General features: G+C 72.5%; 22 protein-coding genes and 1 tRNA gene. 9 read left to right on the top strand and 14 right to left on the bottom strand.

Going from position 1 to position 26,945, the window contains the following annotated elements:
* Positions 1–211 precede the first annotated feature (211 nt).
* Positions 212–1,147 carry a proteasome assembly chaperone family protein gene (locus GVL05_RS03480; RefSeq protein ID WP_123312593.1) on the top strand — a complete coding sequence of 312 codons (936 nt, stop codon included), beginning with the start codon at positions 212–214 and terminating at the stop codon, positions 1,145–1,147.
* A gap of 348 nt (positions 1,148–1,495) precedes the next feature.
* Here the strand turns inward: GVL05_RS03480 and mshC are convergent, their stop codons facing one another.
* The 3 genes from mshC to GVL05_RS03465 are packed head-to-tail and all read right to left on the bottom strand — an operon-like array spanning position 1,496 to position 4,944.
* Entirely contained in the window at positions 1,496–2,740 is a 1,245-nt protein-coding gene (mshC, locus tag GVL05_RS03475) for a cysteine--1-D-myo-inosityl 2-amino-2-deoxy-alpha-D-glucopyranoside ligase (RefSeq protein ID WP_159571339.1), read from the bottom strand.
* Complete coding sequence (locus GVL05_RS03470; RefSeq protein ID WP_111083996.1) at positions 2,737–3,567, bottom strand: undecaprenyl-diphosphate phosphatase; 831 nt, start codon at positions 3,565–3,567, stop codon at positions 2,737–2,739. The genes mshC and GVL05_RS03470 overlap by 4 nt, the downstream gene beginning before the upstream one ends.
* A 60-nt stretch (positions 3,568–3,627) precedes the next feature.
* Complete coding sequence (locus tag GVL05_RS03465; protein ID WP_123937896.1) at positions 3,628–4,944, bottom strand: M20/M25/M40 family metallo-hydrolase; 1,317 nt, start codon at positions 4,942–4,944, stop codon at positions 3,628–3,630.
* A gap of 183 nt (positions 4,945–5,127) precedes the next feature.
* On the opposite strand from GVL05_RS03465, the gene GVL05_RS03460 reads away from it, so the two are divergent.
* Positions 5,128–5,213 (top strand) — tRNA-Leu (locus GVL05_RS03460).
* Positions 5,214–5,596: 383 nt separating this feature from the next.
* Here GVL05_RS03460 and GVL05_RS03455 read toward each other — a convergent pair.
* The 6 genes from GVL05_RS03455 to GVL05_RS03430 form a co-directional block, all read right to left on the bottom strand.
* Positions 5,597–6,925 (bottom strand): NAD(P)/FAD-dependent oxidoreductase, encoded by a 1,329-nt coding sequence (locus GVL05_RS03455; RefSeq protein ID WP_111083993.1) that lies wholly within the window; start codon positions 6,923–6,925, stop codon positions 5,597–5,599.
* Positions 6,926–6,984: 59 nt separating this feature from the next.
* A complete protein-coding gene (locus GVL05_RS03450) occupies positions 6,985–7,182 on the bottom strand; it encodes a hypothetical protein (RefSeq protein ID WP_123294394.1) in 198 nt (65 codons plus the stop codon).
* A gap of 25 nt (positions 7,183–7,207) precedes the next feature.
* Positions 7,208–9,001: a DEAD/DEAH box helicase gene (locus tag GVL05_RS03445; RefSeq protein WP_123294459.1), complete on the bottom strand. Its 1,794-nt coding sequence runs from the start codon at positions 8,999–9,001 to the stop codon at positions 7,208–7,210.
* Positions 9,002–9,177: 176 nt separating this feature from the next.
* Positions 9,178–10,422: a DNA polymerase IV gene (dinB, locus tag GVL05_RS03440; RefSeq protein WP_111083991.1), complete on the bottom strand. Its 1,245-nt coding sequence runs from the start codon at positions 10,420–10,422 to the stop codon at positions 9,178–9,180.
* A 37-nt stretch (positions 10,423–10,459) separates the two neighbouring features.
* Positions 10,460–12,787 (bottom strand): FUSC family protein, encoded by a 2,328-nt coding sequence (locus GVL05_RS03435; RefSeq protein ID WP_159571336.1) that lies wholly within the window; start codon positions 12,785–12,787, stop codon positions 10,460–10,462.
* 440 nt (positions 12,788–13,227) lie between these two features.
* On the bottom strand, positions 13,228–14,421 hold the full coding sequence (locus GVL05_RS03430; protein WP_159571333.1) for an acyl-CoA dehydrogenase family protein: 1,194 nt from the start codon (positions 14,419–14,421) through the stop codon (positions 13,228–13,230).
* 23 nt (positions 14,422–14,444) lie between these two features.
* Here GVL05_RS03430 and GVL05_RS03425 point away from each other — a divergent pair, with 23 nt between their 5' ends.
* The gene (locus GVL05_RS03425; protein WP_111084173.1) at positions 14,445–15,239 is read left to right on the top strand and encodes an SGNH/GDSL hydrolase family protein; all 795 of its coding nucleotides are present in this window, start codon (positions 14,445–14,447) and stop codon (positions 15,237–15,239) included.
* 131 nt (positions 15,240–15,370) lie between these two features.
* Here the strand turns inward: GVL05_RS03425 and GVL05_RS03420 are convergent, their stop codons facing one another.
* Genes GVL05_RS03420 through GVL05_RS03405 form a run of 4 tightly spaced genes read right to left on the bottom strand, consistent with a single transcriptional unit; the run spans position 15,371 to position 19,961 of the window.
* A complete protein-coding gene (locus GVL05_RS03420; RefSeq protein ID WP_159571330.1) occupies positions 15,371–16,753 on the bottom strand; it encodes a serine hydrolase in 1,383 nt (460 codons plus the stop codon).
* Positions 16,754–16,803: 50 nt separating this feature from the next.
* Positions 16,804–18,033, bottom strand: a complete 1,230-nt coding sequence (locus GVL05_RS03415; protein ID WP_159571327.1) for a D-alanyl-D-alanine carboxypeptidase family protein — start codon at positions 18,031–18,033, stop codon at positions 16,804–16,806.
* A 25-nt stretch (positions 18,034–18,058) separates the two neighbouring features.
* Positions 18,059–18,637, bottom strand: a complete 579-nt coding sequence (locus GVL05_RS03410) for a DUF1097 domain-containing protein (protein WP_235035823.1) — start codon at positions 18,635–18,637, stop codon at positions 18,059–18,061.
* Complete coding sequence (locus tag GVL05_RS03405) at positions 18,630–19,961, bottom strand: amidohydrolase family protein (protein WP_159571324.1); 1,332 nt, start codon at positions 19,959–19,961, stop codon at positions 18,630–18,632. Before GVL05_RS03405 ends, GVL05_RS03410 begins: the two co-directional genes overlap by 8 nt.
* 148 nt (positions 19,962–20,109) lie before the next feature.
* Between GVL05_RS03405 and GVL05_RS03400 the strand changes: the two genes are divergently transcribed.
* Genes GVL05_RS03400 through GVL05_RS03390 form a run of 3 tightly spaced genes read left to right on the top strand, consistent with a single transcriptional unit; the run spans position 20,110 to position 23,512 of the window.
* A complete protein-coding gene (locus tag GVL05_RS03400; protein WP_159571321.1) occupies positions 20,110–20,802 on the top strand; it encodes a FadR/GntR family transcriptional regulator in 693 nt (230 codons plus the stop codon).
* Complete coding sequence (locus tag GVL05_RS03395) at positions 20,799–21,899, top strand: acetamidase/formamidase family protein (RefSeq protein ID WP_159571318.1); 1,101 nt, start codon at positions 20,799–20,801, stop codon at positions 21,897–21,899. Before GVL05_RS03400 ends, GVL05_RS03395 begins: the two co-directional genes overlap by 4 nt.
* Positions 21,896–23,512 (top strand): AtzH-like domain-containing protein, encoded by a 1,617-nt coding sequence (locus GVL05_RS03390; RefSeq protein ID WP_159571315.1) that lies wholly within the window; start codon positions 21,896–21,898, stop codon positions 23,510–23,512. The genes GVL05_RS03395 and GVL05_RS03390 overlap by 4 nt, the downstream gene beginning before the upstream one ends.
* A 35-nt stretch (positions 23,513–23,547) precedes the next feature.
* On the opposite strand, the gene GVL05_RS03385 is transcribed toward GVL05_RS03390, so the two are convergent.
* Positions 23,548–24,366, bottom strand: coding sequence for an RNA methyltransferase (locus tag GVL05_RS03385; protein ID WP_159571312.1), 819 nt, complete (start codon positions 24,364–24,366; stop codon positions 23,548–23,550).
* 220 nt (positions 24,367–24,586) lie between these two features.
* Here GVL05_RS03385 and GVL05_RS03380 point away from each other — a divergent pair, with 220 nt between their 5' ends.
* Genes GVL05_RS03380 through GVL05_RS03370 form a run of 3 tightly spaced genes read left to right on the top strand, consistent with a single transcriptional unit; the run spans position 24,587 to position 26,865 of the window.
* Positions 24,587–25,432: a Sir2 family NAD-dependent protein deacetylase gene (locus tag GVL05_RS03380; RefSeq protein WP_235035834.1), complete on the top strand. Its 846-nt coding sequence runs from the start codon at positions 24,587–24,589 to the stop codon at positions 25,430–25,432.
* Positions 25,429–26,067 (top strand): histidine phosphatase family protein, encoded by a 639-nt coding sequence (locus tag GVL05_RS03375; protein ID WP_159571306.1) that lies wholly within the window; start codon positions 25,429–25,431, stop codon positions 26,065–26,067. The genes GVL05_RS03380 and GVL05_RS03375 overlap by 4 nt, the downstream gene beginning before the upstream one ends.
* Positions 26,068–26,124: 57 nt before the next feature.
* Positions 26,125–26,865 carry a hypothetical protein gene (locus tag GVL05_RS03370; protein ID WP_131847421.1) on the top strand — a complete coding sequence of 247 codons (741 nt, stop codon included), beginning with the start codon at positions 26,125–26,127 and terminating at the stop codon, positions 26,863–26,865.
* The last annotated feature ends 80 nt before the right edge of the window (positions 26,866–26,945 follow it).

Here is a 26,945-nt window from a genome sequence, read left to right as displayed (position 1 = left end):
GCACACGGCGGGCGCGGGCCGTGCACACGGCGGGCGCGAGCCGTGCACACGACGGGCGCGGCGCGGGCGCGGGCGGCCTGGCCGTTCCGCTGGGCGCGGACGCGCATGCCCGCGGGCGTCGCCGGGGCCTACAGTGGATGCCTGCATCGTGTCCGGCCGGGCGCCTCGTCGTGCCCGCCCCGCTCCGCTCCACCACCAGGAGGTCCGCTCCGTGCCACAGCACTCCCCCTTCAGCGACGGCCGGTTGCTCGTCGTCGCCTTCGAGGGCTGGAACGACGCCGGCGAAGCCGCGAGCGGACTCGCCCGCCGCATCGTCGAGTCCCTCGGGCTCGACGAGCTGCGCGAGCTCGACGGGGAGCGGTACGTCGACTACCAGTTCAACCGTCCGACCATGGGGTCCGACGAGACCGGAGCCCGTGGGGTGCAGTGGCCCCGCATCGTGCTGCACGGCCCAGGAGCCGAGGGCCGTCCGGTCATCGGCGCCACCGGCTCCCCGACCGACCGCGACGTGTTCGTGCTGGTCGGTCCGGAGCCCTCGCGCACCTGGCGCGGCTTCTGCGCCGAGATCATCGACCTCGCCGACGTGTACTCGATCGACGCCGTCGTCTTCGTCGGCGCGATGCTGGCCGACGTGCCGCACACCCGCCCGATCTCGGTCTTCGTCTCGAGCGAGAACGCCGGCGTCCGCACCGCGTTCGACGTCGACAAGTCCTCGTACGAGGGTCCGACCGGCATCCTCGGCGTCCTGGCCGACGCGATGGACAAGGCCGGGCTGACCACGCTGTCGCTCTGGGCCTCGGTCCCGCACTACGTGCACAACTCGCCGTCACCCAAGGCCACGCTCTCGCTGCTCGACAAGATCGAGGAGCTCACCGACGTCACCGTGCCCCGTGGCACCCTGCTCGACGACGCCACCGAGTGGGAGGACGGCATCGACGCCCTCGCCGCCGACGACGAGGACATGGCCTCGTACATCGGGCAGCTCGAGCAGGCCCGCGACACCGTCGACTCCCCCGAGGCCTCGGGCGACGCGATCGCGCAGGAGTTCGAGCAGTACCTGCGGCGCCGCGAGCACAAGGACGGCAAGGACGGCGGTACCGCTGGTGGCGAGGGGCCCTGGCGGCCCCCGCAGCCGCCCCAGCAGTAGCGCGGCGCGGGCGCGGCGCGCGCGGTCACGACACCCCGCTCACTTCCGCCGAGCGGTCGCGGACTGTCGGCTGCCGCCAGCCTCGGCGACAGTTCGTGACCTGTCGACGGCACGCACGCGACGTGTTGCGACCGCACAGCGGACGGGAGGCACGGGGCGGGTCCGCCACGGGCCTCCCGTCCGGGGGTCGCGAACGGTCACGGCACCCCGCTCACCTCCGCAAGGTGGTCGCGAACTGTCGGTTGCCGCCCGCCAACGCGACAGTTCCTGACCGACCGGCGGCCCGCACACGACGTGTCGTGACCTGTCGAGGCGGGCCGACAGCCAGCTCCCCAACCCCTCCCGAGCTCAGGCCAGACGGATGCCGAGCAGCGCGTCGATCAGGTCGGCGAGCTCCGGCGTGCACGCAGTGCCCCCGGCGATCGCAGTGTCGACCGCGGCGACCGCACCCGGCGTGTCGAGGTCGTCGGAGACCCGCGCCCGGATCCGGGACGCCACGTCGGCCGCATCGTCGGCGTGCCCGGCGGATGCACCCGATGCCCAGGCGTCCCAGGTCGCCAGGCGCGTCGTGGCACTCGTGAGCTCGGCGTCGAACCACTCCCAGTCGTCGGAGTACTTGTGCGACAGCAGCGCGAGCCGGATCGCGCGGGGGTCCGCGCCGTCGTCGAGCAGCCCCCGCACGGTGACGAGGTTGCCGAGCGACTTCGAGATCTTCGTGCCCTGGTAGGCGATCATCCCGGTGTGCACGAACGCGTGTGCCAGGGGCTGGTGCGCCAGGGCCGCTGCGTGTCCCGCGCTCATCTCGTGGTGCGGGAAGACGAGGTCACTGCCGCCGCCCTGCACGCTGATCGGCAGGCCGAGGCGGTCGCCGGCGATGACGCTGCACTCGATGTGCCAGCCGGGCCGGCCGGGGCCGATCTCGGAGTCCCAGCTCGGCTCACCGTCGCGGGCCGCACGCCAGAGCAGCGGGTCGAGCGGGTCGCGCTTGCCGGGGCGCTCCGGGTCGCCGCCGCGCTCGGCAGCGAGCGTGAGCATGGTCTCGCGGTCCAGGCCGCTCTCGTCGCCGAGCGACCACGCGTCGGTGGGGTGGTTCACGTCGAAGTACAGGTCCTCGCCCTCGGCGTCCGGGGTGGGGACCTCGTAGGCGGAGCCGGTCTCCTGCAGGAACGCGACGGCCTCGGCGACGCGGTCGACCTCGTCGGTGACGGCCACGAAGTCGTCGGGCGGCAGGATCCGCAGCGACTCCATGTCGCGACGGAACAGGTCGATCTGCGACGCGGCGAGCTCGCGCCAGTCGACGCCGTCGCGGGTGGCGCGCTCGAGCAGCGGGTCGTCGACGTCGGTGACGTTCTGCGCGTACTCGACGTCGAGGCCGGCGTCGCGCCACGCGCGGCCGAGCGTGTCGAACGCCAGGTAGGTCGCCGCGTGCCCGAGGTGGGTGGCGTCGTACGGGGTGATCCCGCAGACGTACAGCGCAGCGCGCTCGTCGCCCTGCGTCGGGTCGACCGGCTTGCCGGTGGCGGTGTCGTGCACGACGGGCCGCGGCGCTGCGCCGGGGACGTCGGGGACGGACGGGGCCTGCCAGGCCCTCACGGCTGGATCACTCCGAGCGACAACAACACGATGAGAACGATACCGAGTGCGATGCGGTACACGACGAACGGCATGAAGCTGCGCTTGCTGATGTAGTTCATGAACGCCGCGATCACCACGAACCCGACGACGAACGCCACCACCGTCGCGATGAGCGTGTCGGCGAGTCCGAACGGCGCTCCGTGGTCGCCGAGGCTCGTCGCAGCCTCGTACAGACCGGACAGGAACACCGCGGGGACGGCCAGCAGGAACGCGAACCGCGCCGCAGCCGGCCGCGTGTAACCGAGCGCGAGCCCCATCGACACGGTCGCACCGGAGCGGGAGACCCCGGGGACGAGTGCGAGCACCTGCGCGAGCCCGATCAGGATGCCGCCACCGAAGGTCATGTGTTCGATCCGACGCTCCTTGCGGCCGACGACGTCGAGCACACCGAGCACGATGCCGAAGACGATGAGCACGATCGCGACGATCCAGAGCGAGCGGAACGTGGTCTCGATGGAGTCCTTCAGCAGGAGCCCGGCGATGCCGATCGGGATGGTGCCGAGGATCACGAGCCACCCGAGTCGCACGTCGGGGTCGCCCTTCGGGACGTCGCGCCGGAACACGGAACGGAACCACCGCCCGATGATCCGGGTGATGTCCTTCCAGAAGTAGATGAGCACCGCGGTCTCGGTGCCGAGCTGCGTCACCGCGGTGAAGGCCGCGCCCGGGTCCTTCGCGTCGGGCAGGAACAGCCCGACGATGCGCAGGTGCGCGCTGGAGGACACCGGCAGGAACTCGGTGAGCCCCTGGACGAAGCCGAGGAAGATCGCCTCGAGGATGTGCACGCACGGGCCTTTCGGGGGAGGTCGGTCAGGACACCGCCACGCAGGCGACCATGAACAATATCAGTACGTGGCCAGGAGGTCCCCGAGAACACGCCGACCGAAGGCCAGCGAGTCGAGCGGCACCCGCTCGTCGACACCGTGGAACATCGCCGGGAAGTCCACGCCGGCGGGCAGCTGCAGCGGCACGAAGCCGTACCCGGCGATGCCGAGCGTCGACAGCGCCTTGTTGTCCGTGCCGCCGGACAGCAGGTACGGCAGCACCGGGGCTCCCGGGTCGTGGCGACCGAGGACGTCGCGGACGGCGTCGACGAGCGGTCCGCCGAAGTCCTGCTCGAGGCCGATGTCGCGGAAGGACATCACGACCTCGACCTCGTCGCCGGCGAGCTCCCGCACGCGGGCCAGCACCGACTCTTCGTCACCGGGAAGGCAGCGGATGTCGACGAGCGCCTCGGCGGTGTCCGGGATCACGTTGTGCTTGTAGCCCGCGGTCAGGACCGTCGGGTTCGTCGTGGTGTGCAGCGCGGCGTGGATGAACCGCGAGGCCGAACCGGTGGCGAGCGCGACCTCGTCCGGGCCCGTCACGGTCGGGTCGACGCCCAGGAACCGAGCGACCTCGGCGACCATCGCGTCCGTCGTCGCCGACAGGCGCACCGGCCACTCCTCGCTGCCGATCCGGGCGACGGCCGCGGCGAGCTTCGTCACAGCGTTGTCGCGGATGACGTGCGAACCGTGCGCAGCCGTACCACGGGCGACGAGCTTGATCCACATCAGCGCCTTCTCGCCCGTCTGCAGCAGGTAGGCGCGACGGTCGCCGAGGGTGATCGAGTACCCGCCGACCTCGCTGATGGCGGCACTGGCCCCGGCGAAGACCTCGGGGTGGTGCTCGACGACGTGGTGCGAGCCGAGCACTCCCCCGGCTTCCTCGTCGGCGAAGTACGCGATCACCAGGTCCCGCTCGGGAGCCCCCTGCGCCGCGATGACGTCCGACAGCGACGTGAGCATCATCGCGTCCATGTTCTTCATGTCGACGGCGCCCCGCCCCCACAGCGAGCCGTCCTTGACGACGCCGCCGAAGGGGTCGACCGACCAGTTCGCCGGATCGGCCGGCACGACGTCGAGGTGCCCGTGCACCACGAGGGCCGGCTTGTCACGATCGCGGCCGGGCACCCGCGCGACGACACTGACGCGATCCGGCTCGGACTCGAACAACTGCGGCTCGAGCCCCAGCCCGCGCAACTTGTCCTCGACGTAGTGCGCCGCCTCGGTCTCGCCGCGCGACTTCCCCTCGCCCCAGTTCGTGGTGTCGATGCGGATGAGGTCGCGCGCGATCGCCGCGGTGGCCTCGAGCTCGGTCGCGGTCGGCTCCGGGTTCGTCATGCCACCACGGTATCGGTCCGCACCGACGCGCCCCGGCCCGGTGACGCCGCGGGACGCGCCCGGAACTCAGCCCTCTGGACGCGCCCGGGATGCGCGGCCGTGTTCATCGGGCGTTCAGACCCGTGCTAGTGTTTTCTCTCGGCAGGGACGCCGGGGAAACCCGGGGAAATCGCCACACATCCAGTCCGGATGGCGGAATTGGTAGACGCGCTAGCTTGAGGTGCTAGTGCCCGTATTAGGGCGTGGGGGTTCAAGTCCCCCTTCGGACACAGAAACATGCGGTGCCCCCTGACCTTTCGGTCCGGGGGCATTTTCTGTTGCGTCTCCCGGCGAGTGCCGCCATCGCTGCGCTCAGGGCGTCACCGCCTCGGCCAGTTCGCTGCGCTCACGGCCACCGCCCGCCAGCTCGCTTCGCTCACGGCCGATGCGTGGGCAAGTTCCGACAGACCACCAGGGGAACGACGCGTGTGCTGTCGGAACATGCACACGCACTGGATGCGTGCGCATCTTCCGACGGGGCACGCGTCGATCGACAAGTGGAGCGTCGGAAGATGCGCACGCATCCGGCAGCGAGCAAGACAGCGCACGCACGGACGGACGGGAGGCGCGGTGCCAGCTGGCACCGCGCCTCCCGTCCGTCAGGTGGTCGCGTCTAGGACTTCGACGCCTCGACGAAGTTGCGGCGCGGGTCCGTCTCCTTGATGAGCGAGGTCGCGTCGCGGCCCGAGACGGCACCGGTGACCCAGCCGATGACGATGCGCGCCTTGCGGTTCAGCGTCGGCATCGCGTACACGTGGTACGCGCGGTGGGCGAGCCAGGCGAGCAGGTTCGTCATCTTGATGCCCTTGATGTTCGCGGCACCCTTCGCGACACCGTACGAGGCGACCGTGCCGATCGAGGGGTGGCGGTACTCCTCGAGGGGCTTGCCGGTGATCGTCGCGACGACGTTGTCCGCCGCGACGACGGCCTGACGGACGGCGTTCTGCGCGTTCGGCGGGTAGAACGCCGGCTGCTTGTCGGCGGTCAGGTCGGGCACCTGTGCGACGTCGCCGAGACCCCAGACACCCGGGACGACTTCGTGCGTGTCCTCGGCCTCGACCTGGAGCTTCGCGTTGGCGGCGAGGTGCCCCTTCGGTCCGCGGGGCAGGTCGGAGGCGTCGAGCAGCGGGTTCGGCTTCACGCCAGCGGTCCAGACGAGCAGCCCGGTCGGGATCTCGTCGCCGTCGGAGAGCTTGACGATGCCGCCCTCGGCGCTCGGCATGGTGGTCTTCAGGCGCACGTCGATGCCGCGGGCGCGGAGCGACTCGAGCGTCCACTTGGACAGCTCCGGGCCGACCTCGGGCGCGACACGGTCGAGCGCGTCGATGAGGATCCAGCGGGGCTGCTCGCCCGCGAGCGACGGGTAGGTCTTGATGGCGGCCTGCGAGACGTCGAACAGCTCGCCGATCGCCTCGACGCCGGTGTAGCCACCGCCGACGAAGACGCTGGTCAGCAGACGACGACGCTCGTCCTCGTCACGGGTGGCAGCGGCCTTGGCGATGTTGTCGAGGAGCTTGGCGCGCACGTAGGCGGCCTCTTCCACACTCTTGAAGCCGACGCCGTACTCCTCGAGCCCGGGGGTCGGGAAGGTGCGGGTGACCGAGCCGAGCGCGACGACGAGCTGGTCGTAGCCGAGCGTGCGGTCGTCGCCACCGGCGGTCGCGATCGAGACGGTCTTGTCCTTCGACGAGATGCCGGTGACCTTGCCCTGGATGACGCGCGTCTTGCGGAGCGCACGGCGCAGCTCGACGGTCACGTCCTTCGGGGCGATGTGGCCGCCGGCGACCTCGGGCAGGAACGGCAGGTACGTGTAGTAGGTGTTCTGGTCCACGAGCGTGATGCGCATGGGCACGGTCGCGGCGTGCTTCTGCAGCTGCTTGACGGTGCTGTAGCCAGCGGAGCCGCCGCCGAGGACGAGGACGTGAGGGATCGAGTCTGCCATTCCTCCGGTCTACCGGATACGGGCCGTCAACGTCATGAACGCCGCACTTCCTGAGCGAATCAGCGCTCTCGGAGTCGCCACCAGGCCGTCTCGGCGAGGTCGAGACCCATGTAGACCCCGTGCGCGGTGCGTCGGGACTCGGTCAGCGAGAACCGTCGCAACCGGTACCCACCGCCGAACCGGTCGATGATCGCCTCTGGGGAGGACTCCGCGTCGCGCTTGACGTACCAGGTGCGGTCGTCGACGGACTCGATCACGGGCAGACCGCCCGGACCGGACCCGTCACCGGCGCCCGCCGATGCGGGAGCGCAGGACGTCGATGCGCTTCTGGATCTGCTCGATGCTCGCCTGTGCCACGGCCGGCCCACCGCTGATGCGCCGGAGTTCGGCGTGGATGGAGCCGTGCGGCTCGTTGGAGTGCCGGGACCAGATCGACACGAGTCGCGCGAGCTCGGTCCGCTGCTCCTTGATGGTCATGTACATCGGGCGGTTCTCGGGCTCGGCGGCCTTCGGCTGGCCGTCCTTGACCGCCCGGCCCTTGGAGCGCTTCGCCTGGGTCGCCTGGCGCGCCCGGAGCAGGTCGCGCACCTGGTCGGGTTCGAGGAGCCCCGGGATGCCGATGAAGTCGAGTTCCTCGAGCGACCCGACCTCGCCGCCGGTGCCGAACTCGCCGCCGTCGTAGAGGACGCGGTCGAACGACGCCTGCGAGTCGAGCGCCTCGAACGGCTGGACCTCGAGCAGGCTCTCGGACGCGCGGTCTTCCTTGTTGGCCTCGGCCACCATTGCGTCTTCGGGGTTGTACATGCCGTCGTCGGCGTCCTTCGGACGGTCGAGGGCGTGGTCGCGTTCGAGCTCGAGCGTCGCCGCCAGTGCCATCAGTCCGGGCACGCTCGGCAGGAACACCGAGGCGGTCTCGCCACGGCGCCGAGCACGCACGAAGCGGCCGATCACCTGGGCGAAGAACAGCGGGGTGCTCGCGCTCGTGGCGTACACGCCGACGCAGAGCCGTGGGACGTCGACGCCCTCGGACACCATGCGCACGGCGACCATCCACCGCGAGGTGTCGTCGGCGAACGCGCTGATCCGGCTGGACCCGGCGGCTTCGTCGGACAGGACGACCGTCGGCCGCTCCCCCGTGATCTGCTGCAGGATCCGGGCGTAGGCGCGGGCCGTGGTGGTGTCCGTCGCGATGACCAGACCGCCGGCGTCGGGCACGCCACGGCGCACCTCGGTCAGGCGCTTGTCGGCGGCGGACAGCACGGCCGGCATCCACTCGCCCTCGGGCGACAGCGCGGTGCGCCAGGCCTGCGCGGTGATGTCCTTCGTGACCTGTTCGCCCAGGGAAGCCGACATCTCGTCGCCCATCCGGGTCTTCCAGCGCATCTGGCCGGCGTAGGCCATGAACAGCACCGGCCGGACGACGCCGTCCTTGAGCGCCCGGCCGTAGCCGTAGTTGTAGTCGGAGATCGAAGTGCGGATGCCCTGCTCGTCGGGGGCGTACTGGACGAACGGGATCGGCGCGGTGTCGGACCGGAACGGCGTGCCGGACAGCGAGAGCCGTCGGGTGGCACCGGAGAAGGCTTCCCTGATGCCGTCGCCCCAGGTGAGTGCGTCGCCGCCGTGGTGGACCTCGTCGAGGACGACCAGGGTGCGCCCGCCCTCGGTGATCTTCTTGTGCACCTCGGGGTTCATGCCGACCTGGGCGTACGTGATCGCGACGCCCTGGTAGTGCCGGCCGAACATGCCGTCGCCGTTCTTGAACATCGGGTCGATGCGGATGCCCACGCGGTCGGCGGAGTCCGCCCACTGCCGCTTCAGGTGCTCGGTGGGGGCGACGACCACGATGCGGTCGACGGTCCCGCGCGCCAGCAGCTCGGTGGCCAGTCGGAGCGCGAACGTCGTCTTGCCGGCGCCGGGTGTCGCGGCCGTCAGGAAGTCACGCGGCTCGGACTCGAAGTACTTCGTGAGGGCTTCGACCTGCCACGCCCGGAGCTTCGACGCGGTGCCCCACGCGGCTCGGTCCGGGAACGCCGGCGACAGGTGCTGGACGGCCGAGTTGCCGGCTGCCTCGGCCAGTGCGGCTGCGTCGGCTTCGTCCCGTGCGACGGCGTCGGCGTGCGCCGATGACTGCGCGGACACCGACGACGAAGACGTCGACGACGTGTGGTCGTCCCCCGACTCGGCCCACAGCGTGGCGGGCTGCTGCTGTTCGTACTCCGCTGCGCTCACTGGACCTGATTCTACCGCCACCGTCAGTCCTGCCTGGCGTGCGGGACGTGGCCGTCGGGGGTCCGGCGGACCAGGGATGCCGGTCGCAGCACGCCTGCGCCGAAGCGCGCGGCGACCGCGTCGACCGTGGTCTCGGTCTCGCGCCACGGCGCGTCGTCGTCCCAGAGCGCGTTGCTCGCGGCGGCCGGCACGAGGTTCTCGCCGCGGACCCCGATGAGCCGGATCCGGTTGCCCGGTCGGTGCAGCACGTCGTACAGCTCGACGGCTTCGCGGTGCAGCCGCTTGGCGACGTCGGTGGGCTCGGCGAGGGTGCGCGACCGGGTGAGCGTGGTGAAGTCGGTGTAGCGGACCTTGAGCGCGACGGTGCGGGCCTGCACGTCGGCGTGGCGCAGGCGGACGGCGACCTTGTCGGCGAGGCGCAGGAGCTCGCGCGCGACGTCGTCCCGCTCGGTCAGGTCGTGGCCGAACGTGACCTCGTGCCCGATGGACTTCTCGCCCACGCCGGTGTCGACGACGCGCGGGTCGCGCCCCCAGGACAGGTCGTGCAGGCGCTGGCCACCGGCTGGCCCGAGCGCGGACACGAGCGACCCGAGGGGCGTGTTCGCGAGGTCGCCGACGGTGCGGATGCCGCGGCGCTCGAGGGTCTCCTGCGTCTTGCCGCCCACGCCCCACAGCGCCGAGACCGGCTGCGGGTGCAGGAACGCGATGGTGTCGGCCGCGGGCACGACGAGCAGCCCGTCCGGCTTGGACCGGCTCGATGCGAGCTTCGCCACGAACTTGGTCGACGCGGCGCCGACCGAGCAGTGCAGGCCCGTCTCGGCGTGGACCGTGCGCCGGATGGCCCGTCCGATCTCCCACGGCGTGCCGTACAGCCGGAGCGCGCCGGCGACGTCGAGGAACGCTTCGTCGATGCCGAGCCGTTCGACCCGCGGCGTGAACCGGTCGAAGACCGCCATCACCGCGGCGGACTGGTCGCGGTACTTCTCGAAGTGCGGCTCGACGATGATCGCGTTCGGGCAGCGGCGCTTCGCGATGGCCATCGGCATGGCGGAGTTCACGCCGTACCGACGGGCTTCGTAGGTGGCAGCGGTGACCACGGAGCGGTCGGAGTCGTGGCCGACGATGACCGGCAGACCCACCAGGTCGGGTCGGTCGAGCAGTTCGACGGACGCGAAGAAGGCGTCCATGTCGACGTGCAGCACGGTCGCCGAGACGTCGTCCACCGGTGCGTCGGAGACGAGCCGGTTGCTTCCGTCCTGCTTGCTCACACCGAGATGATGCCAGGGACCACCGACATCGCCGGCCTCACCGTGCGCCGGTGGCCGCCGAACGCGTGGCGGTCTCGCCGAGCACGGTCGCCCGGTGTCGGTCGGCCAGCAGCGCGAGCGCCTCGTCGATGCGGCCCAGCGCGTGCGCCGCGACCTCGACGGTCTGCTGGTCCGGACCACCCGCCGCCGCGTCCACCGCCGTGTCGAGCCGGTCGCCGACCCGCGCCCAGACCGGCGCCGGCGCGGCGGACCGGGGCACGGCCACGATGCCGTCGGCCAGGTCCGCGATCGACGCGGCGAGGCGGTGGGCGGCACCGACCAGGGCGGCGGGCGGGTCCTGCGGGGGCGAGCCGAGCCTCCCGGCCGCCTCGCGCGCGAACGTCGCCGCCGCCTGCAGGGACGTCTGGGTCCTGGCGTCCGCGCGGGCGGGTCCGCCCGTCGGGAACCGCACCATCGGGCGCAGGACGGCGTCCAGTTGGTAGGTGGCCGCGTCGACGGCGCGCGATCGTGCGCGCAGGTCGGGTGCGGCGGCGTCGGTGGCCGTGTCGGCGGACCGGGAGGCCCGGCTCGCGCCCGCACCGTCGGTCGCGTCCGCCTCGGCGTCTGCATCGACCCCGACCAGCGCGAGCACGAACGCCCGGACCGCGGTCAGCTGCCGGCGCACGGCCCGTCGGATGACGGCCCGGGTGGCGATCGGGAGGACGACGGCGCTCACGAGCACGGCGACCGCGGCGCCGAGCAGGTTCTCGGCGAGGCGGATCGGGACGAGCGAGTCGGTGAAGCTGCCGGAGAACGCGTACACCTGGCACAGGACGACGACCAGGCACGCGACCCAGACCGAGTAGACGCCGCCGAAGCCGTACGTGCCGACCGCGAGCAGGACGCAGACGAGCACGAGCGTGAACCAGGGGTGCGCCGTGCCGACGACGTGCACGAGGACGATGCCGACGGCGCCGCCGACGACCGTGCCGACGGCACGGTGCAGGCCCTTGCGGACCCGCTCGTGCGTGGTGTTCGTGCCGGCGAGGACGATCATCACGCCGATCACGCCCCAGTAGAACCGCGGGCCGTCGAGCAGCAGCGCGAGGGGCTCGACGATCGCGACGGCGATCGCGGCGTGCACCGCGGTGCGCAGCGAGACGGAGAGTCGCCAGCGGCGCCAGGGGCCGTCGGCGACGGTGTCGGCCAGCACCGGCACGGCTCCGGCAGGGCGGCCGCCGGCGAGGACGACGGGCGTGACGAAGGGCGCTGCCAACGCGACGCCGTCGCCGCGGTGCGGCAGTTCGTCGCGGAGCTCGCGCCACCGCAGTCCGGCGCCCTGCAGGTCGGTGAACTCGGCGGCCATCCGACGGACGACGGCCGTCGTGCGCGAGCCGGGGTCGCCGGCGGACGCCGTGATGCCGTAGCGGGCGAGCAGTGTCTGCGCGGCGTCCTCGCCGTGCCCGCCGCCGTGGCGCAGGACGATCGTGACGGCACGGAGCGCGGCGTGCCGGACGTCCGACGGCGCGCCGTGCTCGACGAGGGCACCGGCACCGCGCCCGAGCTCGTCGACGGCGAAGTGCGTGTCGAACACGAGCCGGTGGAGTTCCTCCGCCGTGGTGTCGGCGTCCACCCCGCTCGCGGCGAGCATCCCGTCGACCGTCAACGCGATCTCGTGGTACCGGTCGCGGCTGCGACGGAGGCGGCGCAGGGTGCGGCGTCGTGCGGACGGGTCGTCCGCCGCGGCGAGGACGGCGGCAGCGGCCTCGAGCACGGCCGAGCCACGGGCGACGAAGCCACGGCGGGTGCGCAACAGGGTACGGTGCGCGTCCGGTCGGAGCACCAAGCGGACCAGGACCGTCGCGGCGAGCGAGGCGGCCACGACGAGGCCGAGCGGCACGACGCTCGTCTCGGGCAGCGGGAGGAGCAGCCCGCACAGGTACCCGGCGAACCCGACGATCGCGGCGTCGGCGGCCCACGCACCCCACGCGGCCGCGGCGAACTGCAGGAACAGCAGCACGACGATGAGCACGAGCTCGAGGAGCCGGAACGGCTGCAGGGCGATGCTGCCGGCCAGGGCGACGACGAACGGCACGAGGACGGCTCCCGTGCGGGCAGCCGTCCGGCCGGTGCTCGGGTCGACGATGACCAGGCACGTGATGAACGCGGGCATCGCGCCGATCATCACGCCCAGGATCGCGGGCAGGCCGAACGCGGTCGCGACGGCGTACCCCACGGCCATGCCGGCGGGCACCGCGACCAGGGTGCGGAGGGCACCGTCGGTCTTCACGAGCCCGGGGTCGAGCGCGAGGACCACGTCGGCGAGCCGCCGGGAGCGTGTCCGTCGACGGGGAGGGGTCCGGTTCGTGGTGTCGGTCCTCGGCACGAGTCGGCCGCCTCCTCTGCGCTCGGGAGGCCAATCGTACCGGATGCTAACTATCCGGCTGCGCGGGCGGCGGCCGCACGGTGCGGCCTTCGGCGCTCGGTGCGAGGTTGATCGCTCGGTGCGGCGCTACAGGGCCGCACGAGGCGAGCAACCTCGCACGGGCTCACAAGTCCCGCACCGTGCGGCCGTCGCCCTGGCCCCGGAGCACCGTGCTACCGTCGCCGATCCGTGCCGGGTTGATCGCTCCGTGCGGCGCTACAGGGCTGCACGAGGCGGGCAACCTCGCACGGACTCACGCGCTCTGCACCGTGCGACCGTCGCACCGCACCGCACCGGGCCGGGCGCGCGACCGCACCGGGCCGGGCGCGCGACCGCACCGGGCCGGGCGCGCGACCGCTCCAGGCCGGGCGCGCGACCGCTCCAGGCCGCACGCGTCCGCGTCAGGCGGGCGGGCCGAGCACCGACGCCGCGAGCGTGCGCGCCGCCGAGTCCCGCGACGACGGGTGGTACTGGCCGGCCCGGACGTCGCGCGCCAGGCGGGCGAGTTCGCTCGAGGACCGGAACGCCGAGCCCCCGACGACCCGCATCGCCTCGTCCACCACGTGCTGCGCGGTGTCCACCGCCCGCGCCTTCGTGCCGACGAGCAGCGGGAACCACCGGGCGCCGAGGTCGTCCTGTTCGTCCACCGACCGGGCGAGCGCGTCGACCTGCAGGGTGATCGCGTCGACGGCACCGCGCAGGTCCGCGATCGCACGCCGGACGTCCGGGTCCAGCGACCGGAGCGAGCCGTCGGCCGCGACGCGACGTCCGACGCCGGACACCGCCAGCGTGATCGCACGTTCGGCGATCCCGACGTACACCGAAGCGATGAGCAGCTCGAACGCCGCGAAGACCCCGAACACGAGCGGGTCCTGGTTCGGCCCGACCGGCAGCGACCGCACGATGCGGTCGGCGGGGACGTGCACGCCGTGCAGCTTCGTCGTGCGGCTCTGCGTGGCACGCATGCCGAGGGTGTCCCAGTCGTCCAGGTGCTCGACGTCGCCGTCGGACCGGAGCACGAAGCCGTGCACCAGCCGCGGTTCCGGGCCGGAGGTGTCCTTGCCGAACACGCTCAGGACGTCCCACGCCGGTGCGAGCGAGGTGAAGACCTTGGTACCGGTGAAGCGGTACCCGCCGTCGCCGTCCGGCTCCGCCGTCGTCGACGAGTCGAACAGGACGGCGTCGTTGCCGGGTTCGCTCACCCCGAAGGCCAGCAGGTGGTCGTCCGACGCGTGGTCGGTGACGGCCTGGAGGAACGACGCACCTCGCGCGGTCACGGCGCGCGCCGCCTGCACCCACACCTGGTGCATCCCGAGGCCGAGTGCCGTCGCCGGTGCGGCCTGGGCGAGGGTCCGCTGGACACCGACCGTGGCGCGGAGGCCGAGACCGGAGCCACCCTGCGCCACCGGCACCCCGATGCGCAGGTAGCCCGCGGCGCGGAGTTCCTCGAGGTCTTCGGCGCAGAACGCGTTCGCGGCGTCGTACCCGGGGGCGCGTTCGGCGATGCGGGCGAGCAGGTCGTCCGGCACGGTCCAGGCGGCTGCGTCCGTGCCGGCGTCCGCACCGGCGGCTGCGCCCGTGTTGGCCTTCGTCATGGCACGAGACTATGGTCCGGAGCGTGTCAGATCGTCATCCGTGGTCCAGGTACGTCGCGATCGGTGACTCGTTCACCGAGGGGATCGGCGACCCCGACCCCACCGTCCCCGGGGGGAACCGTGGCTGGGCGGACCGGGTCGCCGAGGTGCTCGCCCACGGGTCCGACGACTTCGCGTACGCCAACCTGGCGATCCGCGGGCGGCTGCTGCAGCAGATCATCGACGAGCAGGTCGAACCGGCGCTCGCGCTCCGTCCGGACCTGGTCACGGTCTCCGCCGGGGGCAACGACATCATCCGGCCGGGCTCCGATCCGGACGAACTCGCCGAGCGGGTGGACGCCATGGTGTCCAGGCTGCGGAGCGACGGCGCCACCGTGGTCCTGTTCACCGGGCCCGACGTCGGCATGACGCCGGTGCTCGGCATGGTGCGCGGCAAGACGGCGATCTACAACGAGAACCTGCACGCGATCGCCCTGAAGCACGGCGCACTGGTGGCGGACATGTGGGCGCTCCGGGTGCTCCGCGACCCGCGCATGTGGGCACCGGACCGGCTGCACCACTCCCCCACGGGGCACGCCACGATCGCCGCCGCGGTGCTCGACGCCCTCGGCGTGCCGCACGGCCTCGAGCCGTTCAACCCCGAACCGCTCGAGGCGCGGCCGTGGCGTGAGGCCCGCGCCGAGGACCTCGGCTGGGCGAAGGAGTACCTGGTGCCGTGGGTCGTCCGGCGCATCAAGCACACCTCGTCGGGCGACGGTGTCTCCGCCAAGCGCCCCGAACTGCAGGACGTCGTCGAGCACAAGTCCGACACCCCGTAGCGGAACGAGGGCCATCCGAGTCCGCACGCCTCCCGACCGCGCCCCACCACGGTCATCGCGCCCCGACTCCCCAGGGCGCGATGACGGCCCGGGGGCGCGAACCGGGTCGTGCACCCTGTGGTCGGCGCAGGTCAGTCGGCGGGCCGGTGCAGCGTGAGCGCGCCGTCGTGCAGCGGTTCGGTCTCCCACGTCGTGCCGACCGTGCCGGCAGCGAGGTCGACGCGGAGCCACAGCAGGTGTGGTGTCTCCACGAAACGGAGCGCGACGAGCACGGCGCCGTCCGGCTGGGTCGCGGCGCTCGCTGCGAGGGCACCCTCGACGGCCCACTCCCCCTCGCCGACCGGCACCGACGCCGACGCTCCGTCGGCCGACACGGTCAGCCGGATCCCGTGGGTCCCTCGGTCGAAGCCCACGGCGTCGAGCGCCGCACCGGGCAGCACGCGGAGCGCACGACCGGCCACGTGCTCGGGGACCGCGGCGCCACTCACCGCGGGCAGTCCCAGGGAGGTGAGCCGTGCCTCCAGGGCGGTGTCCGAACCCGTGTCGGACGGACGGTCGACGGCGGGCAGCAGGTGCTGCCAGGCCGCGTCGAGGACCGCCTGCATGTCGAGGCTCTGCCCCGTGATCGCGAGGACGACGTCGTGCTCCGGCAGGACGACGCAGAACTGACCGTAGGCGCCGTCGCCGCGGAAGCCGTGGCGGGCCATCCAGAACTGGAAGCCGTAGCCCTGCGACCAGTCCGGGTTCTCCTCGTCGAGGTTGTCGATCTGCTTGCGCGTGGCGGCCGCGACCCAGTCCTCGTCGAGGATCCGCTCGCCCTCCCAGACGCCGCGCTGCAGGTACAGCTGCCCGAGCGCGGCGACCGCCGACGTCGTGGTGTAGCAGCCGCTGAAGCCGAGCTCGCCGCCGGACTCGTCGCGGCGCCAGGCGAGGTCGTCGATGCCGAGCGGGTCGAGCAGACGGGGACGCAGGTAGTCGACCAGCGAACCGCCGCTGACCCGCCGGACGATCGCGGCGAGCGTGTACGTGCACGGCTGGTTGTAGGTGAAGAGCGAGCCGGGCTCCTCGTCCGGCGGCGTGAGCAGGAAGCCGCGGACGAGGTTCGTCGGGTCGGCGGCGCGTGCTCGGTCGAGTGCTTCTTCGCGGTGCCCGCTCGCCATCGCGAGCAGGTGCCGGACCCGGATGCGGCGGCTGCGTTCGTCCGTGATCTCGTCGTCGAGCTCGGGGAAGTACGACAGTGCGGTCGCGTCGAGTTCGATCAGTCCCTCGCGCACGGCGATGCCCACCGCCGCTGCGGTGAAGCTCTTGCTGAGCGAGTAGAGCAGGTGCACCCGGTCGGCCGCGTACGGCTGCCACCACCCCTCGGCGACGACCCGGCCGTGGCGGAGCAGCATCAGGCTGTGCGGCTCGACGCCGGGGGTCGACTCGAGGGCGTCGACGAACGCGAGCACACCGCGGGCGTCGATGTCGAGGGCGGAGGGGGTGGTCCGGGGGAACGTCTTCGTCGTCGTCACCCGTCCGACAGTACGGACTCCGGGTGGTGCGCGTCAGCGCGCGAGCACCGTCAGCCCTGGAACGGGTTCGTCCAGCGCCACCAGACGCCGGGGTCGTCGATCGTCCGCTCGAGCACGAGCGGCACCGTGACCGGGTCGTGGTTCGTCACCGTGAAGCGGACCTTCCCGACCTGCTCGCCCTTCGTCCCGAGGGTGACCTCGTCGAGGTGCGCCTTCGCCCGGACCTTCGTCTTGCCCCAGACGAGGACCTCGGCCGCCTTCGCGGTGACGGCGTCGGCCTCGTCCTGCCAGGGGGTGGAGAACGAGCCGAAGGTCTGGCCGGCGTGGGTCAGGGGCACGACCTGGAAGTTGTCCGCGACCGACCGGAGCAGCCGTTGCACGTCGACGTCGAGCGAGTCGTGGTCGACCCCGCCGAGCATCACGCCGATGACGGTGACGTCGCGGCCGCCGCGCTCGTAGGTCGCGGCGAACAGCAGGCATGCGCCGGCCTCGTCGAGGGTGCCGGTCTTGATGCCCTCGATGCCGTCCAGGCCGAGCAGCTTGTTCGAGTTCTCGATCTCGCCGACCGTCGGGATCGTGACGTCCTTGGTACCGACGATCTCCTTCACCACCGGGTTCGCGAGGGCGAGCTGCCCGAGGTCGACCAGGTCGGTCGCGGTCGAGGTGTTCTGCGGGTCGAGACCGGTCGGCTCGTGGATCGTGGTGTCGTCGAGGTCGTGCTCCTCGAGCCACTTCGTCGCCGCCTGCTCGTACTCGGCGATCGACCCGAAGGCCCAGATGGCGAGGGCGCCGGCGTAGTTGTTCGCCGACTTCATGAGCATCACCTGGAACGCCTGGTGCTCGGTGAGCTTCAGGCCGGCGGGCATCGGCGCGACCTCGCCGTTCATCGCCGCGTACTTGGCGTAGAGCGACTCCATCTTCGGCGTGAAGGTGATCGCGGGCCCGGACTCCCCCGCCGCCATCGGCTTCTCGTCGAGGACCACGAGCGCCGTGACGATCTTGGTGATGCTCGCGATCGACCGGGGCTTCGTGTCACCGCTGGTGCGCAGGCTCTCCGGGAAGTCGGTGGCCTCGACCGCGGTGGCGCCGTAGCCGGGGAAGCTCAGCGCCGGCACGCTCGACGTCGGGGCCGAGTACGTGGTGGTCGCGGCGCTCGCCGGACCGAACGGCACGACGGCGGCGGCCACGAGGTACCCGGCGACGAGCACCAGGACCGCGACGACGGAGATCGTCACGGGCCTCCGGACGGCGGAGCGGGGGCGACGGACGACTCGTGACACGGGAACCGAGCGTACCGGTCGGTGCCTAGACCCTGGCTGCGACCGGCTGCTCGACGGCGGGGGTCGTCGTGGGCGTGTCCGTCGTCGCGCCGGGCTGGGTCGGCCGCGCGAACGTCAGCCGCCGGGACAGGTACGCGAACACCGGACCGAGCGCGTTCATCACGACGACCGACGCCCATGCCGCCCACGCGTTGCCCGGATCGAACCCGAAGCCGCCGAAGCACGTGGCGAAGAAGGACGCGAACCCGAGGAACATGCCGGGCACGAGCCCGAACAGCCGCGTCCGACCCGTGTACATCAGCGCGCAGTTGACGACCAGGATGAGCAGCGCGAGCACGGTGTTCTGCGCGGCCTGCCCCTCGCCGAGCACCGTGCCGAACCGCTGGTCGAGCAGCACGATCACGAGGCCGAAGGCGGACCCGATCGGCATCGCCGCCCAGAGCCGGGTGGCGTTCCGAAGCGTGGGCTTCGCCCCGAGCAGGAACATCCCCGCCCAGCTGATGAAGATCGCCCAGGTGGGCAGGTGCAGCGCGTTGCCGCCGATGAACGCCGTGGTGCCGGCGAGGACCGAGGCGACGATCTCGTGGGGGATCCGTTCACGCATGGGTGAGCTCCTTCGATCGAGTGGTGGACCCGGTGGTGAGTCGGGTGGTCCTGGTGGTCTCCGCGACGACGCGGCCGCGCTTGAACACGAGGTTCCGGTCGGGGCGGTCGAGCAGGACGCCCGCGGGGTCGGTCGTCGACAGGACGACGAGGTCGGCGGCGGCTCCGGGCCGGATGCCGTGGGTGTCGGCGACCCCGACGACGCGGGCCGCGGACGACGTGGCCATCTCGAGCACACGCCCGAGGTCGGCCGGGCCGGACAGGTGCCCCACCTGCGCGAGCAGCAACCCGATGTCGAGCAGGTCCGCGTTGCCGAACGGCGTGAACGCGTTGCGGACGTTGTTCGACGAGTAGGCGCTCGTGACGCCGGCGTCCCAGAGCTCGCGCACCGGGACGACCCCTCGGCGGACGTCTCGGTCGTCCGAGCGACCGCCGAGGTGCAGGTCCGTGGCGGGCAGCGGCACCACCGCGACACCCGCTGCGGCGAGTTTCGCGAGCACGGCGCTGCGCGAGACCGGGGGCAGACTGGCGAGCGAGGTCACGTGTCCGAGGGCGACCCGGTCCCGTAGCCCGCGAGCGGCGACACGGTCGGCGATGTGCCCGGCGAGGGCGAACCGCGGGTCCGACGTGTCGTCGGCGAAGTCGGCGTGCAGGTCGGCCGGCACGGCGAACTCCTCGGCGAGGTCGAGGACGGTCTCGACGTGCTCGTGGCATGCGGCCAGGGTCGCCTCGTTGTAGGTGCAGCCACCGATCACGTCGGCCCCGGCGGCGAGCGCCTGGCGGAGCAGGGCGAGCGTGCCCGGCGCCTTCGCGATGCCCTCCTGCGGGAACGCGACGATCTGCAGGTCCAGGGCGTCGCGGTACTCGTCGCGCAGGGCGAGGAGCACCTCGACGCCGGTCAGTCCGACGACGGGGTCGACGTCGGGGTGCGCCCGGACGAGTGTCGTGCCGTTGGCGATCGCCTGGTCGAGCAGGGTCCGGGCGCGGTCACGGACGGAGTCGTGGGTGAAGCCGCGTTTGAGCTCCCCCGTCACCGCGATCGCGCCGGCGAGGGTGCCGTCGGGGTTCGGCCGTTCGCGGTCGAGCAGTGCCTTGTCGACGTGCAGGTGGGCCTCGATGAGCCCGGGGATCACGACGCGACCGGCACAGTCCACGACGTGCGCCGCCTCGGTCGGCTCGACCTCCGTGCCCGCTTCGGCGACCTCTGTGCCCGCTTCGGCGACCTCGGTACCCGCCTCGGCGACCCGGACTATCGTGCCGTCGGCGACGTGGACGTCGACCAGGCGGCCGTCGGTCAGGCGGGCCGTGCGCAGGATCAGGTCCATGGTGGGGTCTTCCTCGGATCGGGATGGATTCGGACGTGACCCACCCTTCGCCCGCCGTGTTTCCGACTCGGACGCCACGTGTGACGAGCGTGTAAAAGTTGGTCGTACCAATGAACCAAGCGGACCAACGGACCCTAGGCTCCTGTCCATGCAGAGAGGCCGCACCCTGAGCGCCGCGACCGCCGCGCACCTGGCCCGCCTGGTGCTCGAGGACCTGGCACCCGGCGACAAGCTCCCGCCGGAACGGACCCTGGCCGAGGACCTCGCCGTGTCCCGCACCACGGTGCGTGAGGCCATGCAGGAGCTCGAGCGCCGCCGACTCGTCTCCCGGACACCCGGCCGTGGCACCGTCGTGCTGCCGCGCTCCGAGGAGGCGACCGCCCTGCTCGAACAGCAGTCGGGCGCAGCGCACGGCGACGACCTGGCGCGACGGGCCGAGCACGTCGCCGAGTTCCGCACGGTGGTCGAACCCCGGGTCGCCGGTCTCGCCGCCGTCCGTGCCGGCGAAGCGGACCTGCTCGCCCTCGAACGCATCCTCGCCGCCACGCACGCGGGACTCAGTCCCGAGGAGTCGCTGGCACAGGACGTCGCCTTCCACGTACAGGTCGCGCGCACCTCCGGCAACCCGCTGCTGGTGTCCCTGTGCGAGCTCAGCAGCGGGTGGGTGCAGGACGTCCGTGCGCGGTCGCACAGCACCAGCGAAGGTCGCCGCTCGTCGTTCGTCTGGCACGAACGGATCCTCGACTGCATCCGACGACACGACGAGGACGGCGCCCGTGACGCGATGACCGCCCACCTCGCCGACGTCGCCCACCTCGTCGAACGGAAGGCCGACCGATGACCACGCACACCCCCGCGATCCCGACCCTGCAGCCCGGCGCCGGCCCGATCCGGTCCGGCCACTACCTCCCCGTCGACCCGGACACAGTCCTGTGGGGTCGGCTGCCGAACGCCGACGACCGCCCGGTCATCACGATCGCGTCCGGCGAGGACGTCACGATCGACACCGTCAGCCACGAAGGGATCCTGCCCGACCAGGGCAGTGACCCCCGCGCGTACTTCGCGTCGCACGGTGTCGCCGCGGAGCACGTGCTGGACGACGCCGTCGCGATCGCCAGGAGCGGCCACCGGGACCCCGCCACCGACGGCCCGCACGTCGTCTCCGGTCCGATCGCCATCGCGGGCGCCGAGCCGGGCGACGTCCTGACCATGACGGTGCTCGAGACACTGCCACGGGTGCACTACGGCGTCGTGTCGAACCGGCACGGCCGCGGCGCCCTGCACGGCGAGTACCCGGTCGACGGCACCACGGTCAGCGTCTTCGCCGACGTGGTCGAGACGGCCGCGGGTCAGCGGGGCCGCATCCCCCTGACCGGTGCCGGCGACTGCTTCGCGCACTTCCCGCTCGCCCCCTTCCTCGGGATCATGGGCGTCGCCACCCCCGGCGAGCGGCTGCACTCGGTGCCGCCGGGCCGGCACGGCGGCAACGTCGACGTGAACCTGCTGCAGGTCGGCGCGCAGCTGCACCTGCCGGTCCTGGTCCCCGGCGCGCTCGCGTTCGTCGGTGACCCGCACTTCGCGCAGGGGGACGGCGAGGTCGCGCTCACCGCGATGGAGGCGTCGCTCCGCGCGACCGTCCGGTTCGACGTGACACCCGCCGCCGAGGCCGCGCAGCAGTTCGGCGACCTGGTCTGGCCGCTCGTCGAGACCCACGAGTTCCTCGTGCCGACGGGCATGGACCCGGACCTCGACGAGGCCGTCCGCGCCTGTGTCCGGCACGCGGTCGCGATCCTCGGTGCCCGCTGGGGCATGGAGCCGCACCTGGCGTACGCCTACCTGTCGGCGGCGACGGACTTCAACATCTCGCAGGTGGTCGACCTGGTCACCGGCGCGCACGCCCGCATCCGCAAGGCCGACTTCGAGGAGCCCGCACGATGAGCCCGCACGAGACGAGCACGCACGAGACGAGCACCGCGGCACCGGAGGGCTTGCTCGACGCGCTCGACGCGTACGAGGCCGCCCTCGCCGCGAACGACCTCGACGCGCTCGACGCCGCGTTCGTCGACGCCCCCGGCACGATGCGCGGTGACGACCGCGGCCTGCTCGTCGGGCACGACGCGATCAGCGCGTTCCGCGGTGCACGGGGTGGTGTCCTGGCCCGGTCGCTGTCGCGCGTCGAGGTCCGCCCCCTGGCCGAGGGACTCGCCCTCGTCGTGTCGGTGTCCGAGTTCGCGGCGGGCGGGCAGGGCCTCCAGACGCAGCTGTGGCGACGCGACAGCGACAGCGACAGCGACAGCAACAGCAACAGCGACAGCAACAGCGACCACGGCGACGCCGGTCCGCGCTGGCGCATCGAGGCAGCCCACGTCACCGGCCGCCCGAAGGCCTTCGACACCACCGTCTGGCGCGCCGTCGGCGACCCGCTCGTCGCCCCCACCGCGTCCGGACCGCTCGACGGGCTCACCGTCGCGGTGAAGGACCTCTACGCCGTCCCCGGCCAGCCCGTCGGCGCCGGCAACCCGACCTACCTGCGTGAGTCCCCCGTCCAGGCGACGCCGGCAGCGGCCGTCGCGGCGCTCCTCGACGCCGGCGCCGCGGTCCGCGGCATCGCGCGCACCGACGAGTTCGCCTACAACCTGACGGGACGCAACGAACACCACGGCACCCCGCCCAACGGGGCGGTCCCGACCCGACTGCCAGGAGGCTCGTCCAGCGGATCCGCATCGGCCGTCCGTCTCGGCACGGCCGAGATCGGGATCGGCACGGACACCGCGGGATCGGTGCGGGTCCCCGCCTCGTACCAGGGACTCTGGGGCCTCCGGACGACCCACGGCACGGTCTCCCGCGAAGGGCTGCTCCCCCTCGCACCGTCGTTCGACACGGTGGGGTGGCTCACCCGGAGCGCCGACGTCCTGCTCGCGGCGCTCGACGCCACGGTGCCGTCGGATCCGGACGCTCCTGCGGAGCCGGAGCTCCTCGTGCCCGCCGAGCTCCTGGACCTCGTCGAGCCGGCCGTCGCCGATGCCTTCACCGCCTTCGTCGCAGGGCACGGGCGCCCGATCGGCACCGTGCAGCTCACCGACCTCGGGATCCCGCCCCTCGACGACCTGCGTGAACTGCTGCGCCTCGTGCAGGCCGCCGAGGCCGTCGCCGCCCACGGTGCCTGGATCGACGCCCACCCCGGCGGCCTGAGCACCGTCGTCGGCGACCGGTTCGCCGCCGCCCGGGCGAACGACCCCGCAGCCACCGCCGACGCCGTCGCACGACTCGCCGACGTCCGCGCGACGATCCGCACGGCCCTCGCCGGCCGGACCCTGCTGTTCCCGACCGTCCCCGGGCCTGCACCGCTCATCGCCGCCGACACGGCGGCACTCGAACGCACCCGGACCGCGACGACGGCGATGACGAGCCTCGCGAGCGTCGGCGGCGTGCCGGCGGTCAGCGCTCCCGCCCTCACCGTGGACGGCGCACCCGTCGGCGTGTGCTTGGTCGGCGAACCGGGCACCGACCGTGCCCTGGTGATCCGCGCCGGACGGATGCTGCAGCACTGACGCGAGCCGCGCCTCCCGGTCCGCTCGTCGCGGCGCTAGGAGGCGAGCCGCTGGGCCTGGGTGACCGCCCACAGTCCGACGGCGCTCGCCGCGGCGATGTTGAGCGAGTCGACACCGTGCGCCATCGGGATCCGCACCGTGGTGTCGGCCGACGCGATCGCGGCGGGCGTCAGCCCCTGCCCCTCGGTGCCCATGACGAGCGCGACCTTGCCGGGGACGTCACGGGAGAAGTCGGCGAGGTCGACCGACTCGTCGGTGAGCGCCATCGCGGCGAGGTGGAAGCCCTGCGCGCGCAGTTCCTCGCCCGCTGCCGGCCACTCGCCGATGCGGGTCCACGGGATCTGCAGGACCGTGCCCATGCTCACCCGGACGCTCCGGCGGTACAGCGGGTCGGCGCAGCGCGGGCTGACGAGGACCGCGTCCGCGCCCAGGCCGGCGACGCTGCGGAAGACGGCACCGACGTTCGTGTGGTCGACGATGTCCTCGAGCACGACGACGAGCTTCGCGTCCCGCACCACGTCGGCGACCGTCGGCAGCTCGGGGCGCTGCACGGCGGCGATCGCGCCACGGTGCATGCGGAAGCCGGTGAGCTCCTCGAGCAGGGTGTCCGGGCCGACGAAGACCGGACCGTCGTGGTCGGCGACCAGGGGCAGCACGCTGTCGAGCCACTTCTCCTGCACCAGGATGCTCCGCGGGGTGTGCCCGGCACGGACCGCGCGCTCGATGACCGTGTTCGACTCGGCGATGTACAGGCCGCCCTCCGGTTCGCTCACCCGGCGGAGCGCCACGTCGGTCAGACGGGCGAAGTCGTCGAGGCGGGGGTCGTCGAGGGAGTCGATGCGGACGGGGTGCACGGGGCTCGTTTCGGGGTCGTTCGTGGGCGCCGGTCGGTGTCGTGGCTTGCGTGCTGGCCGGTGTCGCGGCTGGCGTGCCGGCCGGTGTCTCGCCGCGTCTCGCCGAAGGGGGAAGCGACCGGGACGGTCGGCTGTTGAGGGTACCGTGAACAGGGTGCTGGATGATGCTGCGTCGACGACCGGACCGCCCACCGGGGCGACGACCGGTCAGCCGACCGGTCTGCCGACCGCGGCGGACCTCGACCGCGTGCTCGAGGTGCTCGCCGGCAAGCGCGTCGCCGTGCTCTCCGGAGCCGGCCTGAGCACCGACTCCGGCATCCCCGACTACCGCGGCGCCGGGCGGGTCGTGCGCAAGCCGATGACCTTCCAGGAGTTCCGCGCCGACGCCGCCAAACGGCAGCGGTACTGGGCCGGCTCGCACCTCGGCTGGCGGAGCTTCGCCGCCGCCCGACCGAACGAGGGGCACCGGGCGCTCGCCGCCCTCGAGGATGCCGGTGTCGTCACGGGCGTCATCACGCAGAACGTCGACGGCCTGCACCTGCGTGCCGGGTCCCGCCGCGTGGTCGAGATCCACGGGTCGATGGACCGCGCCCTCTGCTTGACGTGCGGGCAGGTGTTCTCCCGCGCCGACCTCGCCACGACCATCGACCGCGCCAACCCGTGGATCGACGAGCCCGGTTCGGTGCAGCTGCAGCCCGACGGCGACGTCGAGATCACCGACGTCGAGCGCTTCGTGGTGCCGGACTGCTCGGTGTGCGGCGGGATGCTCAAGCCCGACGTCGTCTTCTTCGGCGAGTTCGTGCCCACCGAGAAGTTCCACGAGGCGGTGTCGATCGTCGCCGACGCCGAGGCGCTGCTCGTGGTGGGGTCGTCGCTCACGGTGAACTCCGGCGTGCGGCTCGTCGACCACGCTGCCCGCCGCAAGTACCCGGTGGTCATCGTGAACCGCGGTGCGACCCGCAGCGACCGCCGTGCCGCCGTGAAGCTCGATGGCGGGACGACCGAGACGCTGGTACACCTGGCCGAGCGGCTCGGTCCCGCGGCGTCTGGGATGATCGACGGGTGACGACGCTCCTGTACCTGGTCCGGCACGGTGAGACCGACTGGAACGCGCAGCGCCGCATCCAGGGTTCCACCGACATCCCGCTCAACGACACCGGACGGCGACAGGCCACCGAGGCCGCCGAACTCCTCACACGCCGACAGTTCGACGCCGTCGTCGCCTCGCCGCTGTCCCGCGCCGCCGAGACCGGGGCGATCATCGCCGACCAGCTCGGGCTCGCGGCACCCGTGACGTACGCCGGGCTGGCCGAACGCTCCTACGGCGAAGCCGAGGGGCTCACCGACACCGAGGTCACGGCGGAGTACCCGCACGACGACATCCCTGGCCGCGAATCCCGGTCCGCGCTGCTCGCCCGCATCACGGAGACGCTCGGTGAGATCGCGGTGCGCTTCGACGGCGGGGTCGTGGTCGTCGCCACCCACGGCGCGGTGATCCGGAGCGTGGTCAACGAGGCGGCGCCCGGCACCGCCGACCGGCACGCCACCCCGATCCGCAACGGCTCGATCCACTCGTTCCGCTGGGACCCCGAACGCTTCCACGCGGAGCTCGTCCGCTTCGACGACCCGATCGACGACGTCTCGGACGGGCCCGGGCGGTACGCGTTCGACTACCAGAACCCGCTGGAACGCCGGGGCTGAGCGGGCGGCGCGGCCGTCCTGCGACTAGGCTCCGACGCACCCGAACCAGGGGGCGACATGGTGACCGACGGAACCGACCCGGGTGGCTGGCAAGCCACTGACCAGCAGGACGACGACCTCGACCGTGCCTTCGGCCCCGAGACCGCCAGCGTGCAGACCCGCACGATGGGGCAACGGGCACGCACCTGGCTCGTCATCGGCGGCAGCACCGTCGTGGTCGCCGGGGTGATCGCCCTCGTGCTCGGAACCATCATCGGCAGCGTGCAGACCGGCATCGGCGGCGTGTTCCCCCGGCCGGACCTGGCACTCGACCGCCTCGACGACCGGCTCGCCGACGTGCCGGGCGTGACCGAGGTCCGCCACCACCCGGCCGAGAAGACCGGCTTCGCGAGCTACGACGCCACCGCGACGATCACGGCCGACCCGTCGCTCGACCCTGCCGCGCGCACCGACCTGGTCGAGACGCTGAGCCGCGCGACCGACTCGGCCGGTGGCAACGGCGTCCGGGTCGTCGCGATCGCCGACCTCGGCGCCCTCGAGGTGGGCGTCTCCGACTCGCGCACGGTGACCGCGAAGCGCCTGGTGCTGGCGGACACGCTCGACCACATCGGCGGGGTCACGGCCGTCCGCTGCTCGTGGGAACGCGGTGGCACGCCGTCGGACCGCGCCGCCGACCAGTCGATCGTCGTCGAGACCCCGGGGCGAGGGGCCGCCGTCCCGCCGATCGTGGCGCGGGTGACCGAGGAGACGCACAAAGTGTTCCCCGGGGCGAGCGTCGAGGTGGTCGCGGCGAAGTAGCACGACCGGAGCGCGTTCTGCGTCAATCCACGAGTCGATCGACGCGTGGTCTGTCGCAAACCGCGTGCGCGCGCCCCGCC

This window comes from Curtobacterium sp. 18060 (assembly GCF_902706105.1).
GTDB lineage: Bacteria > Actinomycetota > Actinomycetes > Actinomycetales > Microbacteriaceae > Curtobacterium.
Note: the sequence above shows the minus strand (reverse complement) of the source record. Positions and strands in the feature narration are given on the sequence as shown.

Coding starts and splice junctions, on each gene's coding strand:
- GVL05_RS03465 (WP_123937896.1), bottom strand. CDS start 4,944: ATGACGAACCCGGAGCCGACCGCGACCGAGCTCGAGGCCACCGCGGCG.
- GVL05_RS03455 (WP_111083993.1), bottom strand. CDS start 6,925: ATGGCAGACTCGATCCCTCACGTCCTCGTCCTCGGCGGCGGCTCCGCT.
- GVL05_RS03430 (WP_159571333.1), bottom strand. CDS start 14,421: ATGACGAAGGCCAACACGGGCGCAGCCGCCGGTGCGGACGCCGGCACG.
- GVL05_RS03410 (WP_235035823.1), bottom strand. CDS start 18,637: ATGCGTGAACGGATCCCCCACGAGATCGTCGCCTCGGTCCTCGCCGGC.
- GVL05_RS03405 (WP_159571324.1), bottom strand. CDS start 19,961: ATGGACCTGATCCTGCGCACGGCCCGCCTGACCGACGGCCGCCTGGTC.
- GVL05_RS03400 (WP_159571321.1), top strand. CDS start 20,110: ATGCAGAGAGGCCGCACCCTGAGCGCCGCGACCGCCGCGCACCTGGCC.
- GVL05_RS03395 (WP_159571318.1), top strand. CDS start 20,799: ATGACCACGCACACCCCCGCGATCCCGACCCTGCAGCCCGGCGCCGGC.
- GVL05_RS03390 (WP_159571315.1), top strand. CDS start 21,896: ATGAGCCCGCACGAGACGAGCACGCACGAGACGAGCACCGCGGCACCG.
- GVL05_RS03370 (WP_131847421.1), top strand. CDS start 26,125: ATGGTGACCGACGGAACCGACCCGGGTGGCTGGCAAGCCACTGACCAG.